The following is a 19505-nucleotide window of genomic DNA, read 5'->3' as shown; positions in this document are numbered from 1 at the left end:
TGTTTTTATTGAGTTTTATTGTCGTAGACTTTCAAATATAGCAAAGTCAGGAGTGCTCCAATGCTCGCCATGCCCACACCAACGAGGGAAGGTGTATTATAAGCTAAACCCCAGGTTATTGGGATTCCACCTAAAAATGCACCTAAGGTATTCCCGAGGTTAAAGGCTGCCTGACCACCTGCTGCGGCCAATGTTGCTGCTTCTTTTGAGGCGCGGATCAACATCAGTTGTGTCGGCGAACCAATAGTGAAGGACACCAGTCCTGTAATAAAGGCTAAAGGATAGGCTGTCCAGCCCAGTGGTGATATAAAGTAGACCATCACAAGGCATATCGCCATAGCGGAGAAACTCGCGATTGCCGCTTTGGTTGGGGAGATTGTATCAGCCAGTTTTCCGCCGATAAGATTTCCGAAAAACATACCAACACCGATCAGGATCATAATCAAGGGGACACGATCAGCAGCGATGCCCGACACATTGGTCACCAAAGGCGCGATGTAGCTGATCCAGGCGAAAAGTCCACCGGTGCCTATGGCAATAATAGCCATTAATAACCAGGCAATTTTTTTGTTGAAGAAGTTTAACTGACTAAAGATATTATTTCCTTTGGCGGCCTCAATTTTTGGCATCCATGCATAAATTGCTGCAAAAGTGATTAATCCCAATATACTGATAATACCATACGTTAAACGCCATGAATAATGATGGCCTAAATAGGTGCCGAGTGGTACTCCAGCCAAATTGGCAATAGTCATTCCGGTAAACATAATGGATATAGCCTGTGCTTCTTTTCCTTTCGGAGCCAGTCTTGCTGCCACGACAGACCCAACACCAAAAAATGCTCCATGGGGAAGTCCGGCCATAAAACGGGAGAGACTAATCAAAAACTGTCCCGGTGCAATACTGAAAAGGCCATTGAAGATAAAAAAGAGCAGCATTAAAAAGAGTAATACCTTCTTCGGAGGATATTTTCCTGTAAATAGCACTAATGTTGGGGCACCTACAACGACACCCAGTGCGTAGAGTGCAATCAGGTGAGCAGCGGTAGGGATTTCGATATGAAGATCTTTGGCAATGTCAGGCAGGATGCCCATCATCGTGAATTCGGTCATTCCGATGGCAAGTCCGCCAAATGCCAAAGCGATAATTCCTTTGTTCATTGTATTTTAAGGTTGAGGTTGTACGATAATGGTACGAAGATAGTAAATAGATTGTACTAAAAATTATTGATACCTTTTTTGAGGGACACAAGTAATATTTTTAGTCTTTCTTAAGATGATCTGACGTTGATCTAACCTGCTTTCCAGTACCACCGAATCTGCAGTATGATAAACGACTTTAAAGCGGGGGATATACTGACCGGAAAGATAGCAACCTGAAATCTTCTGTTTGCCATTCTCCTTGGTATAGATACCATCGACAATGATGGAGTCTCCGCGCAAAACATAAATACCTTTTGCATGTTCTGTCCAGGAGCCATTTTTGTAACAGCTATCTGGTATGGTTTGTACTTTATTGTTGACGTGCATGGTCGCGTAAACAGAGTCACAGGTAAACTTGAAGTCGGTCAAGGTGTATTGCATCATCTGCTGCTGTCCAGGAATGCTGTCTTGGACCCATTCTCCCTGTAAAAAGGGGGCACCTTCGCTCTGCATATCCGAATTGAATTTGCAGGCTGTAAAAAAGAAAAACATACCTATGGCAAGCGCCAATAGGTATGTTTTTGTTCGTATATTTTTTATTGAAATAAAAGTCACAGCTTATTTTAAACTTCCAACCATATCTTCTGGTTTTACCCAAGCATCGAAATCTTCAGGAGTCACATAACCTAAACGCACTGCTTCTTCTTTAAGCGTAGTGCCATTTTTATGCGCTGTCTGCGCGATTTCTGCCGATTTATAATAACCAATTTTTGTGTTTAGAGCGGTTACCAGCATCAATGAGTTGTCAACCAATTCTTTGATGCGTTTGTAGTTCGGCTCAATACCAGCTGCACAGTGCTCTTCAAATGAAACACAAGCATCCCCTAATAGGCGAGCAGATTGCAAGAAGTTTGCCGCCATCAATGGTTTGAACACGTTTAGTTCATAGTGACCTTGCGTTCCACCAATCGTAATAGCCACATCATTACCCATCACTTGTGCCGCGACCATTGTCAATGCTTCACATTGCGTTGGATTAACTTTACCTGGCATAATCGATGATCCTGGTTCGTTCTCCGGGATCAGGATTTCACCGATACCTGAGCGTGGGCCAGAAGCCAACATACGGATATCGTTTGCAATTTTATTTAATGCTACAGCCAATTGCTTTAATGCACCGTGTGTTTCAACGATTGCGTCATGAGCTGCCAATGCCTCAAATTTGTTTTCAGCGGTTACGAAAGGTAGGCCTGTAAATTCGGCGATATATTTAGCAACGACAACGTCATACCCCTTTGGAGTATTTAATCCTGTCCCTACTGCAGTACCTCCCAATGCAAGTTCTGATAAATGCGAAAGTGTATTTCTTAAAGCTTTCAGACCATGGTTCAATTGTGCGACATAACCTGAAATCTCTTGACCTAAAGTCAACGGAGTAGCATCCATTAAGTGTGTACGGCCAATTTTTACGACATTTTTAAACTCTTCAGCTTTTTTAGCTAATGTGTCACGCAATTTTTCTACACCTGGAATTGTAACCTCTGCAACAGCTTTATACGCCGCGATATGCATTCCTGTAGGGAAAGTATCGTTAGATGATTGCGATTTATTTACATCATCATTTGCTTTTAACACAGGTTCGCCTTCACCGATCTTATGTCCAGCCAATACTTGTGCACGGTTTGCGACAACCTCATTTACATTCATATTGGATTGTGTACCTGAACCCGTTTGCCAGATAACCAATGGGAATTGGTCATCCAATTTGCCCGCTAAGATCTCATCACATACGGTAGCGATTGCATCACGTTTCTCTACAGGTAATACCCCCAACTCGTGGTTAGCATAAGCAGCTGCTTTTTTCAAATAAGCAAAGCCTGCGACGATTTCGTGTGGCATCGAAGCTGCCGGTCCGATTTTAAAGTTGTTGCGTGAACGCTCTGTCTGTGCACCCCAGTATTTGTCTGCAGGGACTTGAACTTCACCCATCGTGTCTTTTTCAATTCTGAATGACATAGTATGTAAGTATAAGTAAAACGTAAAAATTATAAGTATATGTGCGAAGCACCTAATACATCAATTACAAAGTTACAGGATAATACAGTAAAGAGCAAGGATTAAAGAATAAGGATTGAGAATAAAACCCAATAAGCAGATCTAAAAACCAAGACGTTTTGTTAAGGAATCATTCACATGGTGGAAAACTTGTTTCGGTTTTAATGCCCGCCAAGGTAGCTCATTCAATGCGCCACCGAAATTAATGTAATAATCTATATTCTGTTGCTGGAACTCTTCGATCACATGTTCACGGAAACCGACGCCAGCAATCCAGCCATCATCGATATCCTGAAACCATTCCTCATAGTAAGAGTCGTCTGAAGCATGAAAATTCAGTACATTCTCCCCGATTAGAATAAAATACTTGATGCCTTGACTGATCAATACATCGATAATTTCTCGCTTGAGCAACATAATATCATTGTAGATCGCATCATTCCATTCACCAATCAGCTCGATAATACAGTATTGTTTTTCATAGTCCACAAATAGTATTTTTAGATATAAGGTAAGCGAACCGAATTCGTCCCATTGTGGGTGCAAAAGAAAATTATAGATCTGCTTGTCAAAATCGAATTCGCTATAGATTGTACCATAAAATGGGGATTGTTCATCTTCAGCGGCAATGTAATAGTCCCGCCAGTTGTAATAAGGTTCGATTTCGTGCATAAAGTGGAATCTTTTTCAATTCAAACTAAGATAAATTTACGCGCATTTGCAAGTTAAATTATAGACATCATCTTCATCTGTTGAAATTAAATGTTCGGTGCCCTTATCGGCTGTTCTGTTGTTATTTTTTAATTTTTTACAAAGACTTCTAGCCATGGAAGACGCTGTTTCCGCCTGAAAACAAGGAAGGGAACTTTTTATTTTTAATGTAAAAATATGGGTTCAGGTGCTCGTTTAACCGAATAAACTTGCTATTTTTGATGAAGTAATTAATTGTTGAATAGTTTGTCTCATCTTCGATAATTCATGAAGATTTCCCATGCAGAAAGTATTAAACGAAATATTTTTGTAGCCGCTACATATGCTGCAGTATTGCTTCTTGGCTTGCTGTTGGGGCAAAATTATGCCGAGGAGCAGGGAAGCAACCAAAAAACAACCTTTTCGAGTCTACGCTCGAATGGCAACTCGGACAAATTACAATATCTCATTCAATTAATTGCTGAGAATTACGTTGATAATGTCAGTATAGATACCGTTCAAGACGAAGCCATTGAACATGTCGTATCCCGTTTAGATCCTTTCTCCACCTTTTTAAGGCCGAATCAAGTGCTTGCAAAGCAGGAAACGCTTGAAGGAACATTTGATGGTATCGGTGTGGAGTATTTCCGTCTGAAAGATACGCTACTTGTTGTTGGAATGGTTGCTGCTGGTCCCGCTGAAAAAGCAGGTATGCGTATCGGCGACCGCATTTTAAAGATCGGGAATAAGGATCTTGTCGGAAGAAAGGTAACCGATTCCGAAATTGAAAGGTTAATCCGTGGAAAGAAAGGAACAGCTGTATTGATTGCTATTCAACGTAATGGAGTGGTAATGGCCAATCCAATAAAAGTCATTCGCGATCAGGTAAATGTTTCCAGCTTAGATGCATCCTATATGATCGCTCCGAAAACAGCTTATGTGAAAATTCGGAGATTTGGGCATAAGACAGCAGACGAATTCAGACAGTCGCTCATAGATTTACGGAAAAGTGGGGCGCAGGATCTTATTTTGGATCTGCGTAACAATGGTGGTGGATTTGTCCATACGGCGATTGATCTGGCGGGGCAATTTTTTAAAGAAAAAAGATTGTTGATGTATACCGAGGGTGCCAATGAGCTGCGCCAGGATTTCTATTCGGAGAAAGCTGGCGATTTTGGTGATGGCCGTGTCATTGTGCTAATCAATGAAAGTACGGCATCAGCAAGCGAAATCTTGAGCGGTGCTCTTCAGGATCTGGATCGGGCAACGATTGTCGGCCGCAGGTCCTATGGTAAAGGCTTAGTACAAGAACAATTTGACTTTTCGGATGGCTCTGCAATCAATCTGACTGTAGCTCGCTACTATACCCCTCTTGGAAGATGCATTCAGCGAAAATACACACGCGCCAATTTTGATGCTGCGAAATACATGACAGGCTTCGATTTATGGACGATGGACACTGAATTCAGCCAAAAAGAAATGTTTACCACCAGCAAAGGGAAACTTGTTTTTGGTGGTGGTGGTATTCTTCCGGATGTTACTATTCCGATTGACACCAACGAAACCAGTGCCAAATACCGCGAGATATTTCATTCCAATGCGATCGAAGAATTTGTTTATGATCGCTTCACGAAACATTTGCCCGCATATTCTATCGAGAATTTTATTAGCGGTTACCACTTACCGACAACAGAATTTGATCTATTTATTTCATATCTCAACAGTCAGAAGCGGATTTCGGTCACCGCCAAAGAAGCAAAAAACTTACATGATTTGATTCAATCCGATATCGAGGCCTTGGTCGGTCGCTATTATTTTGGTCGTGAAGCATATTACAAAATCAAAAACCGAAGGGATAAATTTATTGAAATAGGTCTTAAAACATTGGGTTATCAGATGCCTAAGGTTTAAGCCTAAGATCAGACCACACGGGGTAATGATCCGATAATTTCTGTTTGACAATCTGATAATTCATTACCTGAAATTTCTGGCTAGCAAAAATATAGTCGATCTGAAAGATCGGAAGCAGGGCATGATGGGTTACTCCCCAGCCATTACCTTTCTCCTTAAATGCATTATACAGCCTGTCTCCAATTAGATTGACCGAGTAGCTCATTGGCGTATCGTTGAAATCACCTACGGCAATATAAGGATATTGACATTCATTCATGTGCTTCTTTAACGAATGCGCCTGTTCGCTGCGTAGCTCGAAGGCATTCTTAAGTTTGCGGCTCAATTTACGGGTCCTCGAATTATCCGATTCATTATTATTGGACAGGTTTTGGATAAATTCCTTGTCTTCATTTTGCAGCGCAAAAGAACGTAGATGTATATTGTAGATGCGGATCAGGGTGTCCTGTTTTTTGATATCAACATAACTAATCCGGTTGATTCCGTAATCGTTGTCTCTGATGGTTCCTGAATCATAGATCGGGAAACGCGAAAGAACAGCCATTCCATACGCCTCATAATCGTTTTTAGAGCTCGGTTCAAAGAAAAAATAGTCATATCCCAATTTATCTTTGAATTCCTCAGAGAAAACATGTTTTCCCTTAATCTTGCTAATATATTCCTGAAAGCAGATCACATCAGGAGAGATGCTGTCAATAATGCGGACAACGTCGGCTTTAAAGTTCTTTTTCTCATCGTTTACCTTCTTGAACAGATGAGCATTGAAAGTCATGATGCGAAGCGTACGTACCTCCGATGATACAGGGGCATTCTCTTTGCGAATATTCCAATGCTTAGTTAAAAAAGGCCATCCAATGAGGATTGTAACGAGTGAATAAAGTGCAATTTTTCGTTTGCGGAGTAGCCAGTAAAAGATAAATCCAATATTGATAAGGAGAATTGGAAGGTAGCCCAGGCCCATAAATGCAATTGGCCAAAAGGATTTGGGATTAATGAAGGTAGCCGAATAGCTCATAAGCAATGCAACGATCGCAAGCATATTTGCCAGGAACATTGTTTTACTTATAAAGCCCAGTTTTCTTCTTAAAAATGTCCTTTTATCCATCAACCTTGTCACCACTATTGCTTGCCCTAAAGAGCGTTTCTTTTTCATGGTTCGTTAGACTGTCGTAGCCAGAAACAGAAATTTTATCTAAGATAGCATCGATTTCGTCCTGATTGGGTAAGTCATAACGATGTTTCCGATTTGTCGGAATATTGTTACCTACAACGACTTTCATTTTTGCAGGCTTCTGTTGTTTTTTCTGAAAAATCGTAGACCAGTCCATTCCCGATTTTAGCGCATAAGTGAATCCCATTCCAAAAAGTATAACTGCAAAATACGAAATGGCAGCAGGTCGATTGGTCATCGTAAGGGTAAGGAATTCCAATCCAAAATAAATAATAGCCACTAATTTTAGCTTAACAGTACCAATAAGGAGAAAGCGTAATTCGTACTTGGGAACCAAAGTCACAATCGCGGCTAATACCGCTGCCAGGGGAAGAGAACCTCCCATAAGCTGTAAGTTACTTGGCATGGGAATAAGTGACCCAAAGCCCATATAGAGCACGCTGCCGAGCAGCCATGAGGCGATATAGACAAATAGAAATTGCCGTTTGTTTAAGAAGGTAAAGAAGATCTGACCGACCCAATAGAGCCAGAGACTATCAAAAAGTATGGTCCAGAGCTTGACGTAAACGAAATTCGATGTAACCAATGACCAGGGTTGTGCAATAAAGCTTGAGAAATTACTCGGTAAACTTAATAGACGCACCGTAGGTTCCAAAAAGCTTTGTGGTACAATTTTTAATTCGAAGAGCAGGTCTAAAAAATAAATGAGGACAAATAAACAGACCTGAATACTGATCACCAAAGGTACGGGCGAGCCAGTTTTATAGGTTTGTCTCCAAAAATCTTTTAAACCGATGTTATTCATTGCGCACGATATTAATAAATTCCTTTTCTAATCTTCCACAGTTTAAGCAGTAGATAGCCAAATAGTGCACCACCGACATGAGCCAGGTGAGCCACAGAATCCCCTGGTCTAGACAAACTCATATAAATTTCGATGAGAATGAATCCACCGATCATATACTTTGCTTTGACTGGTACAGGAATAAACAAAAATTGAAGCGGTATGTTTGGAAAAAGGTAGGCAAATGCTAATAGAACACCATAAATGGCTCCTGAGGCCCCCAACATCGGAATGAGGTAGGTTAGTGCTTCATTATTTCCGGTATTGGCCATGGCAATAAGTTCGTTTCCGCTTATGCCGTGAAGTGGAGCGAAAGAACCTGTCGCATTATAGAGTTGTATACCATTTACAGCTGTATAAAGAAACCAGGCACCGATTCCCGAAACCAGGTAGAAATTTAAAAAACGTTTTGAACCAAGGACCTGCTCAATCATAGGACCGAACATGACCAGGGAAAACATATTGAAGAAGATATGGCTAATATTGTTCTTGTCGTGCATAAACATATGCGTGATCACCTGCCAAATTTTAAAATAAGGGGAGTCCGGATAATAGACCGCAAGATAATCATATGCTACAGGTACAAGTTGTGATCCAATATAAAATATGATATTGATGATCAATAAATTCTTGATAACAGGTGTCAGTTGTGGAAACATATATTTTATCTTCTAATTTTTGCCAAATTTTTCCGCTAATTCTTGCAATGTAAATGTTACAATCACAGGGTTGCCATAGATGGAGATATTGGGTGAGTGACAGGCAAATAGTCTGTCCACAAGCTCTGCCATTGCTGTATTGTCCAACGCGGTACCAGGTTTAATGGCCGCATTACGGGCAAGGCTTTTTGCAAGATTTTCGCGCTTAGCGAGCTTATACTCAGATTGATTGTTTTTGTAATCCTCCAATATTTTCTCAATCATCTTTATTTCGTCGAATCCTGTCCCTAAGTCTGCAGGAATTCCGTCAATAATATAGGAATTTTTTCCAAATTCACGAATTTGAAAGCCTAAGCCATTGATGTCCTCCAAAAGGTCTTTCATTAATTCATTATCTGCAGCATTTAGGTCCAAAGTCTGTGGAAACAAACTTTGCTGACTCAGCCCTTTATGTTGGTCCAGTTGCGCAAGAAATTGCTCAAAGAGAATACGTTCATGTGCAGCCTGTTGATCAATTAGAATAAATCCAGAGTGAATCTGAGAGACAATATATTTATTATGGAGCTGAAAAAAGAGCTTTGAGGATGACTTATCTTCGACCTGAATGACCTGTGAGCTATCCGTATGCAATTCCGGCTCCGCATGCAATGGCAGCTGAACAGATTCCTCCTCTTCGACGATTTGGTACAGGGAATCCCAATTGCTAGGTATGCCACCTGTTTTCTTGTTAAGTCCTTCAGCGTAGCTTTCTGAACGGGTGTAGCTCGAATTGGATTTCGATTTGTCTGTATCAAATGGATTGAAGTCTGGATTAAAAGTTACCGTTGGAACGATGATTTCATCTAATGCCTTTTTTGTAATAAGATTGGTGAAGCTTGTTTCCTGTTCAAAATCCAAAGATGGCATGATATTGTACCGTCCCAACGATCTTTTTACGGCTGAACGGATAATGGCGTAAATAGCCTTATCGTCTTCATACTTAATTTCGGTCTTGGTAGGGTGTACGTTGATATCGATGCGTGCAGGATCTATGTCGATAAATAATACATAGAAAGGGAATGTTTCGGCCTGTAAAATATCTTCATAAGCATTCATGACTGCATGGTGCAGGTATGGATCACGTACAAAGCGTTTGTTGACAAAGAAAAACTGTTCACCACGTGTTTTTTTTGCAAATTCAGGTTTCCCAACAAAACCTTCTACCTTGATGATGGACGTATCTTCTTCCACAGGGACAAGTCGCTGATTGTAATTGTTGCCAAAAATATGGACAATACGTTGTTTCAGCGTCTCAGCCGGCAAATGGTAGATCTCATTTCCGTCGCTATGTAAGGTTAGGAAAATCTGTGGATTTGATAAAGCAATACGTTGAAATTCATCAATGATATGACGCATTTCTACCGAGTTGCTCTTTAGGAAGTTTCTCCGTGCAGGAATATTGTAAAAAAGATTTTTAACTAAAATATTTGTCCCGGCAGCAACAGCTTCCGGGTATTGGTTGACAACTTTTGATCCCTCTATCTCAACAACTGTACCCAGTTCATCTTCAATGCGGCGTGTTTTGAGCTCTACCTGTGCAATCGCAGCAATGGATGCCATTGCTTCACCACGGAAACCCATCGTACGGATAGCGAATAAGTCTTCAGCCTTACGAATTTTCGATGTTGCGTGACGTTCAAAACAAAGACGAGCATCAGTTACGCTCATGCCACAGCCATTGTCAATGACCTGGATCAATGACTTGCCTGCATCTTTAACAATAAGTTTTATTTTGTCAGCTCCAGCATCAATAGCATTCTCAATCAATTCTTTAATGGCAGACGCTGGTCGCTGCACCACTTCTCCCGCCGCAATCTGATTAGCAACATTATCTGGAAGTAATTGAATAATATCCGACATATAATACAAAGTTAAGAAATATCCATATTTACAGCGTATAAACACTGATGAAAATCAACTGGACATTCCGTATGTTCTTTAAAAGCAAAAACCTTTAATGTGTTCATTTATACAAATGAAATGGATGGCATTGATAAATAGTTGCGCCCTATTCCTCGGCCGTCAAAGTCAGTGTGCGATATCTATTGCCCCATGTAAGACAAAGCTCAAGGAGTTGGAAAACATTCCTGCGCAATAACCGAGCCATCCCGAGCAAACAGCAGTCACGAAATATAATACTTCGCGGCTGCCGTTTCAAAGGCATTACATTTCCAATTTTAAGAAACGTGCTGTTTCGCTTTTATTATTTTTAATTAAGTTTTCAGGTGTTCCTTCAAATAGAACCTGCCCGCCGTCTTTGCCACCCTCGGGACCGATATCAATGACCCAATCGGCCGATTTAACGACATCAAGGTTATGCTCAATAATCAAAATGGTATTCCCGCGCTCGACCAGACGATTGATAACGCCCATAAGGACATTGACATCTTCAAAGTGAAGACCTGTTGTCGGTTCATCAAGGATATAGAATGTATTTCCAGTGTCTTTTTTAGAAAGTTCAGTAGCCAATTTTACCCGTTGTGCCTCACCCCCCGATAAGGTTGTGGAGGACTGTCCTAAGGTGATATAACCCAAACCTACATCCTGCAGTGTTTTGATCTTTCGGTAAATACTCGGTACATTTTCGAAGAAATCCACAGCATCGTTGATGCTCATATCAAGTACATCGGAAATGGATTTTCCTTTGTAGCGTACCTCTAAAGTTTCTCGGTTGTAGCGTTTTCCGTGACATGTTTCACAAGGAACCTGTACATCGGGAAGGAAATTCATTTCGATGACTTTCAGCCCGGCTCCCTGACAGGTTTCACAACGACCACCTTTGACGTTAAAGGAAAATCTTCCTGGTTTATAGCCTCTGATCTTAGCTTCTGGAAGTTGAACAAACAAAGTTCTGATATCCGAAAATACACCGGTATAGGTCGAAGGGTTGGACCGTGGTGTACGGCCGATAGGACTTTGGTCGATCTCGATGACTTTGTCAATATGTTCTAACCCTTCAATTTTTTTGAAAGGAAGTGGAATTGCTTTGGCTCTGAAAAAATGTTTATTCAAAATCGGGTATAAAGTACCTGTGATTAGGCTTGATTTACCCGAACCTGAAACACCCGATACAACAATGAGTTTTCCTAATGGAAAAGAGACAGACAGATTTTTTAAGTTATGTCCGGTTGCTCCATGTAATGACAATGTTTTTCCATTGCCCTCACGGCGTTTCTCGGGAATCTTAACCTCTTTTGTCCCGTTGAGGTAAGCTGCTGTTAAAGAGTTCGATTTTAGGATTTCTGTTGGTGTACCTTCGGCAACCACAGTCCCACCATGAACGCCTGCAGCAGGTCCCATGTCGATAACATGGTCGGCATGTAGGATCATGTCTTTGTCATGTTCCACAACAAGGACCGAATTGCCAATATCGCGTAGGTTTTTAAGCGCATTGATCAAACGTTCGTTATCCCGCTGATGGAGCCCAATACTCGGTTCATCCAGAATATAAAGTACATTCACCAGTTGGGAACCAATCTGTGTGGCCAAACGGATCCGCTGTGCTTCACCACCCGAAAGTGTTTTAGCTGTACGGTCCAAGGTCAAGTAATTTAGGCCGACATCCAGCAGGAAGCCTAAACGTGCGCGGATTTCCTTTAATATCTCCGTTGCAATAATGAGCTGGCGTTCATCAAGTTTGCTTTCTACCTGATCAAACCATTCTTTGATGGATGTAATGTCCATCGTTGAGAGCTCATGGATGTTTTTATCCGCAATTTTAAAATGTAACGATTCTTTTTTCAGACGAGCTCCCGCACAGGTTGGACAGGTCACTTTCGTTCTGAAGTCATCTAAAGAAGGTGCCTCATCCGATGATTTTCCCGAAAACTCTTCCAGCATCTTAAAGATTCCTTCAAATTCAACACGATATTCACGTGTGCCATAACTTCCATAAGATACCGTGACAACGATAGGCTCTTCCTTATTGCCAAATAAAAGCTGGTCAATCTGTTCTTCAGTTAGTTTTTCAAGCGGTGTTGTAATGGTAAAATCTAATTTTTTTGCGACAGCTTTCAAGACTTCCGAAGTCCAATTTTCCCGGGTAGGTCCCAAAGGAGCCAAACCACCTTTTTGAATACTTAGTTTTTTATCCGGGATAACGGCATTCTTATCAATTTCAAAAATATAGCCCAAACCATCACATGTCGGACACGCACCGTATGGGGAATTGAATGAGAAGGTATTTGGCTGTGGCTCATCATAAGAGATCCCCGATTCGGCATCCATGAGATAACGGCTATAGAATTGCTCCTGATTATCTTTCGTGGAGACCTTGATGATACCTTTCGCTGTTTTCATCGCCTGCATCACGGAAGTTTGTAAGCGCTTTTTATCTTCACGCTCTACTTTCAGACGATCTACGACGATTTCAATATCGTGTATTTTGTAGCGGTCGACCTGCATTTTTGGAACAAGGTCCAATATTTCTCCATCCACACGTACCTTCACATAACCTTGCTTACGGATTTGTTCAAACAACTCCCGGTAGTGGCCTTTACGCCCTTTAACCACTGGTGCCAGGATGTTCAGTGCCTGTCCTTCAAACTCAGTCAAAATCCGTTCGATAACCTGATCGTCCGACATACGCTCCATTTTCTTCCCAGTCACATAGGAGAAAGCTTCTCCTGCTCGGGCAAATAGTAGACGCATAAAGTCATACACCTCAGTAATGGTTCCAACAGTGGACCTCGGGTTTTTGCTGGTGGTTTTCTGTTCAATGGAGATCACTGGACTTAAGCCCGATATCTTGTCCACATCCGGACGTTCCATGCCGCCCAAAAACTGACGGCTGTAGGCACTGAATGTCTCCATATACCGACGTTGTCCTTCGGCATAAATGGTGTCAAAAGCCAAGGAAGACTTTCCGCTGCCACTTAAACCTGTGATAACAACCAATTCATTTCTCGGAAAAGAAACATCTATATTTTTTAGATTATGCGCACGCGCTCCAAATACCTGAACTTCACTTTGTTCGCCCAAATCTGGGCTTCTTTTTACTGCCATGAAAACTCCTTAAGGTCCCGTGTTAGGGATTAAATGCAAAACATGCAAAATTACAGATTTTAAAGGAATTATGCGAGCATTTCTGACTTTTGGAACAAAATGTGATATACAAGTGATTTAAAAAAATAATGTACCTTGCACAGTAAATCTAAATTTATGCGAAAATACGACGTCAGCAAACAAGAGAAACAATCGATCGACGATATTGTCCAATTTTGGAAGAAAGAGAACTTATTAGATGAGCAAAAAGCGAACGAGCTGATGGATAGTTTAGACGTGAAAAGTTTTGATTGGGGACAACTGGCTAGATATGCCTTTTGGATTGCCTTGGCATCTCTGGTCTTCGCTGTCTTTTCGTTGTTTACAGATGCATCATTCTTGGCCTTTGTGGATACACTCTACGAAGCACCTAATATCCTATTTTGCTTCTTTTTCGCTGCCGTGGCTGTATTATTCTATACGCTGGGTTTTCGGTATAAGAAACGCTATCCTTATAAAAATCTATCCACGGAAACCATGATGCTGATTGGAGTTTTCGGAACTGCGGCCTGTATCGGGTTTATGGGTAAAGTATTGGACAAAGATACGATGCACTATTCGCTGTTATTTTTACTCTCCGTGGCGATTTATGGCTTTCTTGCCGTCAAGCTCGAGAGTAAGCTGATTTGGACGTTTATGCTTTTGGCCTTGGGCGTATGGTTTGCGACCGAGACCGCCTACCATAGCAATTGGGGCTTTAAGTTTTGGGGAATGAATTACCCACTTCGTTTTACCATCTTCGGAGCGCTGCTCACCGCTTTGGCCGTTTGGGTTCAACCGCGGTTCGAACGCCTGCAAATCTTTCAGCCTATCAGTTATATTGTAGGGTTGATCTACCTGATGGTCTCCTTGTGGACCCTTTCTATTTTTGGAAATTATGCTGATTTCTATGAATGGACGACTGTACGTCAATACCATATGTTCTACTGGGGTATTTTATCCACTGCCGTGTCGGTATTCCTGGTTGTCTACGGCTTAAAAGCGAAAGATAACGTCAGCAGAGAAGTAGGCTTTGTATTTTTAGTGCTCAATATCTATACCCGCTATGTCGAGTATCTCTGGGATAATATCAATAGAGCAGTGTTCTTTTTAATTTTGGCCGTGTCCTTTTGGTTTGTCGGCCGTTGGGCAGAGAAATTATGGAACAAACGGAAGGAAGAGATTGCTGGATAACTCTTAAAATTGAATCGTAAATCCGACACCTCTATTCGAACTGATGCTCAGATTAGGATCCAGGCTTAAATATTTGCGGATCCGGGTAATAAAGACATCCATGCTCCTTCCTGTGAAGAAATCTGCATTTCCCCATACTTTTTCAAGGATTTCTTCACGCGTGACAAGCTGATCATTGTGTTGCCATAGAAAGAGGAGAAGTTGGGCTTCACGTTCAGTGAGCTTATATTGTTTCGAAGCATGGCTTAATAATAATTGTTCAGGATGGAATAGATAGCTCCCGATGGCGATCGATTTTGGAGTACTATTTTTCTGATTCCGCTTTAATATATTTTGTATGCGAAGCAATAGTTCCTCGGGATCACAAGGTTTAGTGACATAATCATCGGCACCGATTTTTAGTCCCGTGAGCTTATCTATTTTTTGCTCTTTGGCTGTTAAAAAGATAAAGGGTAAAGTAGGGTATAGTGCATTGATTTCTTTGGCGAGGCTAAAACCACTGATTTGAGGAAGCATAACATCCAGTATAACCAGATCGTAATCGGCTAGCTGCTGGAAATTTTCCGTAAGATCATTGGGCTGTGCTATCCAGTCTATGGCAAATGTGGATAGCTCAAGGTATTGCTTAAGCATAAAACCAAAATCGGGATCGTCTTCAACGAGTAATATTTTATTCATTTTTGTTTTCAGTAGTTGAGTTAATATAAATACTTTAGTCTATGGCCGTCTATTGTCTTTTCACAGCTTATCCTTGTTTTTGGTCATATTTCCGATGATGGGACAAGCGCATGCGGTAGCTGGATTTTAAACGTAGTCCCGACATTGGGTTCGCTGGTTACAGTAAGCTGTCCGTGATAACGATCGACGATTTTTTTTACAAGGAAAAGACCTATTCCCAGGCCTTTGGTGTCGTGAATATTGTCTTTTTGGATGCGGTAAAACTTGTCGAAAATATAGGGTAGCTCGGACTCCTCCATGCCGTAACCGTTATCCTGTATATAAACCGAGAGTTTGCCTTTCTGATCCTCAAAAGAGATATTAATCCAAGTTGCACCATATTTTACGGCATTGTTCATCAGGTTCTGAAATAGTGTTGTCGCATCATTTGGGCTCAGGCATAGTTTGCCGTCAGGCAAGAGACTTAATTGGAATGCAATAGCGCAGTTGGTCAGTTGAAAATCGTCGAAAATAGCTTGTAGTTCTGTGCTTTTAACAGGAGGCTGATCAATAGTTTGAAGATTTTCGTTAAGTGGATCAAGGGTTTGTTCCAAGCGATTTACTTGTCGTTCAATGACGGTTATAATGCTTTCGCCTGTTGATTTCCGAAGTGTTTTAGCAGCAATTTTCAGGGTTGCAATAGGTGTTTTGAGTTCATGTGAAATATTGTCGACGACATCGTGCAGTACGGTGATCTGTTTCTGCTGTTTTCGGAGATTCTGAATGGTTCTATAAAAAAGCCAAAGAAAAGCGGCTAGAATAAATAAGGTGCTCAATAGGAGCGAAGTAAGTTCTTTGAACAATATCCAGTTGAGATTCGTCACCTCAAAGGATGTCTTCCTATGTACAAGAAAGGTATATAAGACCTCTTTGCTCTGGATGCTGTTTTCGATTTTCTGTGTTTCTGTTTTTTCTGTTATCCACTCGCTTGAGGAAAGTTCAACGGGCCGCCGAAAAGCTCCAGACGTTGTGTAGATGGTAATGGGACCCGCTGCGATCTGTTTTTCTAAGCTCTTGAAATAGATGCCCAAAATTTCTTTTTTCAGAATGACATCCATTCCAAGTGGCTGAAATAGACTGTCGACATATTGCGTTAGCCTCTGGGATGTTTTATGGGCGTTTGCATGGTATAACTCCTTTAATTTTTCGGCCGTTATCTCATGTTTAACCAATTTGATGTAGTAATCTCTAGCAATGTCTTTGCTCATTAAATCATCATCAAAAAGCTTGTCATTGTCATGAAGCTTACTTAGCTTACTTTTTACAGTGGCAAAAATATCACGCTGTTTGAGCTGATAGGTATTGTACAATTGATATCCCTGTATGCCAATAAGTACGGCAAAAAATAACGTGAATAGGACGATATAACTTTTGGGTTTCAATTCCATACACAAATATAACTGCTGAGGGCTAAGATAATGTACCTTAACCCAGTATTAACCCTTTATTAACCATTATTTGCCGTCACTATAGACACTTTTGAAGCATAGCATATCAGTATGAAATGGCCGCGATTGTCAAATAGAATAATGCGGATAAGCTATACTAGAATTAAAAGACTAATTATTTGTACATGAAATTGATCCTATTTTTTCTGGCTTTCCCCTTGTTGCTTTCGGCACAGACCAAACAAATCGGGGGGCAAGTACAGGATGCAAACAAAATTGTGCTGGCGGGAGCGACCGTTATGCTATTGGATAGCAACTATCAGGAGATCCGGGAAGTAAAGACGGACCATTTTGGAAAATTTATACTTATGCTGGATCATCCTAGTGGATACTATCTACGGACAAGCTATCTGAACTTCAAGTCTCAGGAACTTTTTTTTCGCAGCGATACCATTTCACGCCCTTTGTTACTTGAACTTATTCCCGAAGCAAAGGTACTTGAAGAAGCGCAGGTCGTGGGTCGAGCTCCCCGATTGATCCGTAAGTTGGATCGCTTAGAGTTCAACGTTCAGAATTCCAATCTTTCAGCATTGAATAGCTGGGATATTTTGAAGCGTACGCCCTTAGTGATGGTGAATGGTGCGGATTTAATGGTCCGTGGAAACAAAAATATTGTTGTCCTCATTAATGACCGAAAAGTGATGCTCACGAGAGACGAACTGAAAGCCTATCTGGAGAATACAGCAGGTAGCGACGTGCAATCGATAGAGGTTATTACCAATCCACCTGCAAAATATGAAGCTGAGGGAAGTACGATTATCAATATTAAACTTTCCAAATCCAACCTATATGGCTATAGAGGCACGGTGGTTGCATTGGCCGAAAAAAGCAGTACCTGGAAGCAACTGTTTGGACTAACCCAGTATTATAAAAATGAAAAATTCAATCTTCGAGGTACGTATAATTTCGGACGAGGGACTTACGCACGCTATGAAACGAATTATGTTTATTATCCAAATGAGCAAACCTCATGGGAAGGTGTCATGGATCGATTTGATACCAATAACAGTCAGAACAGCTATGTGTTTTCGATAGACTATACACCCGATACAACCTGGACGGTTAATGCTGGACTAAATGGATATTATGGACCGAAAACCTATGGGATTTATGAAGTGCCAACCGTTATATACGATAAAAATCATGTACAGGAGTCCAGTTATTTTACCACCAATGATCATCAACGATCGACAAAAACGAATAACCTCTACCTTCAGGTAACAAAGAAGCTTAATTCCAGGTGGAGCATAAATTGGTCATCCTACTTCACTGACAATCATTCGACAAATGATCAAGACGTGCTGACGGCACTGCGATTTAAGGGGGAGGAACCCACATATACCCGATTTATCAGTAATAATGGAAATAAAAATCGGCTTTTTTCTTCCCAGATAGATTTCACCGGAAAAATAAAGAAGCTGGGGCTGGAGTTTGGTGGAAAATTTAGCGATGTGAAAACGACGAGTACCCTTGCTTTCTTTGATGATGAATCAGGAGAGCTCGAGCAAAGGCCTGATAAGAGTAGTGTGTTTGATTACAAAGAACGTAATGTGGCTTTGTATGGCTCATTGGACTATGCCTGGAAAAAATGGAGCTGGAAAGCAGGTCTAAGGGGAGAATATACCGATTTGGAAGGTATTGTATCCGAACCAGCTGATATCAATAAGCGTGATTATTTTGTGCTCTTTCCGACATTTTACATGCAATATGCCTTGACTGACGATCAGCAGTTTGGTTTTTCCTATGGAAAGCGTATTAGTCGCCCAGCATACTCCTGGCTTAATCCGGCTAAGTCCTACTATAATCGCTTTTCCTATTTTCAGGGAGATCCACGTTTAAGGGCGACGATCGTTCATAACCTGAATCTGACCTGGACAAAAAACAACTGGAATATCGATTTATTCTACCGATTTGAGAAGTGGCCGAATATGGAAATTTCCCGCCAAGATAACAACAATCACCAACTTATTTTCCAATATACCAATATCAAGAAAGGACAAGGGGCAGGGATAGACTTAGGAAAGAGTTTTCAGCTGACCGGGCGCTGGGGATTGAATCTGCAGCTAGAGGGGATGTATAACCAGAATTACTTTATGGGTACTGATGACGTATTGCACAAGAATGATGTGTATATCGGCAACGGAAACGTAAGCACCAACTATGTGCTGAATAAGGATGCCGGTTGGAACCTTGAACTGGTTAATACATTTACATCGCCCACGATACAGGGGCCATTTCATATTACAGGGTATTCAAGTACCTATGTGATGACAAATCGAAAATTCTTTAAAAAGAAATTTGAAGTGAATCTCTCATTTATGGACATTTTCAAAACAGAAAAAATGACGATATCATCCAAATATGGTGACCAAAACAACTTTTATAAAGATTACCGCGATACTAGAAAGGTGAATCTGACGCTGCGGTATCATTTTGGAAACCAGAAGGTCAAGAGCAGCAATCAGCCAACAAGAACAGAAGAGCAGAATCGCTTGTAATTCGGTTAATTTTGGCAAAGTCAAATCCTGCTGGAGATTCTATTTCCTTGGTTATATTCTCCATACGCCTGTAAAAGAGAATAAATACCGCATGGATCAAAAACAATAATCCTCC

Annotated in this window: 14 protein-coding genes; 3 read left to right on the top strand and 11 right to left on the bottom strand. The window is 41.0% G+C overall.

Annotated elements, in window-relative coordinates; all coding sequences use genetic code 11:
- Positions 1-5: 5 nt before the first annotated feature.
- The 4 genes from B4Z47_RS13240 to B4Z47_RS13225 form a co-directional block, all read right to left on the bottom strand.
- Positions 6-1160: an MFS transporter gene (locus tag B4Z47_RS13240; RefSeq protein WP_070570268.1), complete on the bottom strand. Its 1155-nt coding sequence runs from the start codon at positions 1158-1160 to the stop codon at positions 6-8.
- 63 nt (positions 1161-1223) lie between these two features.
- Positions 1224-1712 carry a fumarate hydratase gene (locus B4Z47_RS13235; protein ID WP_236560302.1) on the bottom strand — a complete coding sequence of 163 codons (489 nt, stop codon included), beginning with the start codon at positions 1710-1712 and terminating at the stop codon, positions 1224-1226.
- A 48-nt stretch (positions 1713-1760) separates the two neighbouring features.
- Positions 1761-3158, bottom strand: coding sequence for a class II fumarate hydratase (fumC, locus tag B4Z47_RS13230; RefSeq protein ID WP_070570264.1), 1398 nt, complete (start codon positions 3156-3158; stop codon positions 1761-1763).
- A gap of 141 nt (positions 3159-3299) precedes the next feature.
- Entirely contained in the window at positions 3300-3869 is a 570-nt protein-coding gene (locus B4Z47_RS13225; RefSeq protein WP_046673680.1) for a hypothetical protein, read from the bottom strand.
- A gap of 306 nt (positions 3870-4175) precedes the next feature.
- Here B4Z47_RS13225 and B4Z47_RS13220 point away from each other — a divergent pair, with 306 nt between their 5' ends.
- Positions 4176-5798, top strand: a complete 1623-nt coding sequence (locus B4Z47_RS13220) for a S41 family peptidase (RefSeq protein ID WP_115046468.1) — start codon at positions 4176-4178, stop codon at positions 5796-5798.
- Here B4Z47_RS13220 and B4Z47_RS13215 read toward each other — a convergent pair.
- The 5 genes from B4Z47_RS13215 to uvrA form a co-directional block, all read right to left on the bottom strand.
- Positions 5788-6951, bottom strand: a complete 1164-nt coding sequence (locus B4Z47_RS13215; protein ID WP_236560300.1) for an endonuclease/exonuclease/phosphatase family protein — start codon at positions 6949-6951, stop codon at positions 5788-5790. The genes B4Z47_RS13220 and B4Z47_RS13215 overlap by 11 nt on opposite strands.
- Complete coding sequence (locus B4Z47_RS13210; protein ID WP_088163151.1) at positions 6896-7774, bottom strand: rhomboid family intramembrane serine protease; 879 nt, start codon at positions 7772-7774, stop codon at positions 6896-6898. Before B4Z47_RS13210 ends, B4Z47_RS13215 begins: the two co-directional genes overlap by 56 nt.
- Before the next feature lie 11 nt (positions 7775-7785).
- On the bottom strand, positions 7786-8472 hold the full coding sequence (locus B4Z47_RS13205) for a rhomboid family intramembrane serine protease (RefSeq protein WP_088163150.1): 687 nt from the start codon (positions 8470-8472) through the stop codon (positions 7786-7788).
- Positions 8473-8484: 12 nt separating this feature from the next.
- On the bottom strand, positions 8485-10371 hold the full coding sequence (gene mutL, locus B4Z47_RS13200; RefSeq protein WP_088163149.1) for a DNA mismatch repair endonuclease MutL: 1887 nt from the start codon (positions 10369-10371) through the stop codon (positions 8485-8487).
- 303 nt (positions 10372-10674) lie between these two features.
- On the bottom strand, positions 10675-13515 hold the full coding sequence (gene uvrA, locus B4Z47_RS13195) for an excinuclease ABC subunit UvrA (RefSeq protein WP_070570252.1): 2841 nt from the start codon (positions 13513-13515) through the stop codon (positions 10675-10677).
- A gap of 156 nt (positions 13516-13671) precedes the next feature.
- Here uvrA and B4Z47_RS13190 point away from each other — a divergent pair, with 156 nt between their 5' ends.
- Positions 13672-14727 (top strand): DUF2157 domain-containing protein, encoded by a 1056-nt coding sequence (locus B4Z47_RS13190; RefSeq protein WP_115046472.1) that lies wholly within the window; start codon positions 13672-13674, stop codon positions 14725-14727.
- Positions 14728-14730: 3 nt separating this feature from the next.
- On the opposite strand, the gene B4Z47_RS13185 is transcribed toward B4Z47_RS13190, so the two are convergent.
- On the bottom strand, positions 14731-15405 hold the full coding sequence (locus B4Z47_RS13185; protein WP_070570249.1) for a response regulator transcription factor: 675 nt from the start codon (positions 15403-15405) through the stop codon (positions 14731-14733).
- An 83-nt stretch (positions 15406-15488) separates the two neighbouring features.
- Positions 15489-16832, bottom strand: a complete 1344-nt coding sequence (locus tag B4Z47_RS13180) for a sensor histidine kinase (RefSeq protein ID WP_115046474.1) — start codon at positions 16830-16832, stop codon at positions 15489-15491.
- A 185-nt stretch (positions 16833-17017) separates the two neighbouring features.
- On the opposite strand from B4Z47_RS13180, the gene B4Z47_RS13175 reads away from it, so the two are divergent.
- Complete coding sequence (locus tag B4Z47_RS13175; RefSeq protein ID WP_115046476.1) at positions 17018-19390, top strand: outer membrane beta-barrel family protein; 2373 nt, start codon at positions 17018-17020, stop codon at positions 19388-19390.
- Positions 19391-19505: the final 115 nt, after the last annotated feature.

The organism is Sphingobacterium sp. UBA2610 (assembly GCF_002339225.1).
Taxonomy (GTDB): Bacteria; Bacteroidota; Bacteroidia; order Sphingobacteriales; family Sphingobacteriaceae; genus Sphingobacterium; species Sphingobacterium multivorum.
Note: the sequence above shows the minus strand (reverse complement) of the source record. Positions and strands in the feature narration are given on the sequence as shown.

Coding starts and splice junctions, on each gene's coding strand:
- B4Z47_RS13240 (WP_070570268.1), bottom strand. CDS start 1,160: ATGAACAAAGGAATTATCGCTTTGGCATTTGGCGGACTTGCCATCGGA.
- B4Z47_RS13185 (WP_070570249.1), bottom strand. CDS start 15,405: ATGAATAAAATATTACTCGTTGAAGACGATCCCGATTTTGGTTTTATG.
- B4Z47_RS13180 (WP_115046474.1), bottom strand. CDS start 16,832: ATGGAATTGAAACCCAAAAGTTATATCGTCCTATTCACGTTATTTTTT.
- B4Z47_RS13205 (WP_088163150.1), bottom strand. CDS start 8,472: ATGTTTCCACAACTGACACCTGTTATCAAGAATTTATTGATCATCAAT.
- mutL (WP_088163149.1), bottom strand. CDS start 10,371: ATGTCGGATATTATTCAATTACTTCCAGATAATGTTGCTAATCAGATT.
- uvrA (WP_070570252.1), bottom strand. CDS start 13,515: ATGGCAGTAAAAAGAAGCCCAGATTTGGGCGAACAAAGTGAAGTTCAG.
- B4Z47_RS13210 (WP_088163151.1), bottom strand. CDS start 7,774: ATGAATAACATCGGTTTAAAAGATTTTTGGAGACAAACCTATAAAACT.
- B4Z47_RS13190 (WP_115046472.1), top strand. CDS start 13,672: ATGCGAAAATACGACGTCAGCAAACAAGAGAAACAATCGATCGACGAT.
- B4Z47_RS13215 (WP_236560300.1), bottom strand. CDS start 6,951: ATGAAAAAGAAACGCTCTTTAGGGCAAGCAATAGTGGTGACAAGGTTG.
- B4Z47_RS13220 (WP_115046468.1), top strand. CDS start 4,176: ATGAAGATTTCCCATGCAGAAAGTATTAAACGAAATATTTTTGTAGCC.
- B4Z47_RS13175 (WP_115046476.1), top strand. CDS start 17,018: ATGAAATTGATCCTATTTTTTCTGGCTTTCCCCTTGTTGCTTTCGGCA.
- fumC (WP_070570264.1), bottom strand. CDS start 3,158: ATGTCATTCAGAATTGAAAAAGACACGATGGGTGAAGTTCAAGTCCCT.
- B4Z47_RS13225 (WP_046673680.1), bottom strand. CDS start 3,869: ATGCACGAAATCGAACCTTATTACAACTGGCGGGACTATTACATTGCC.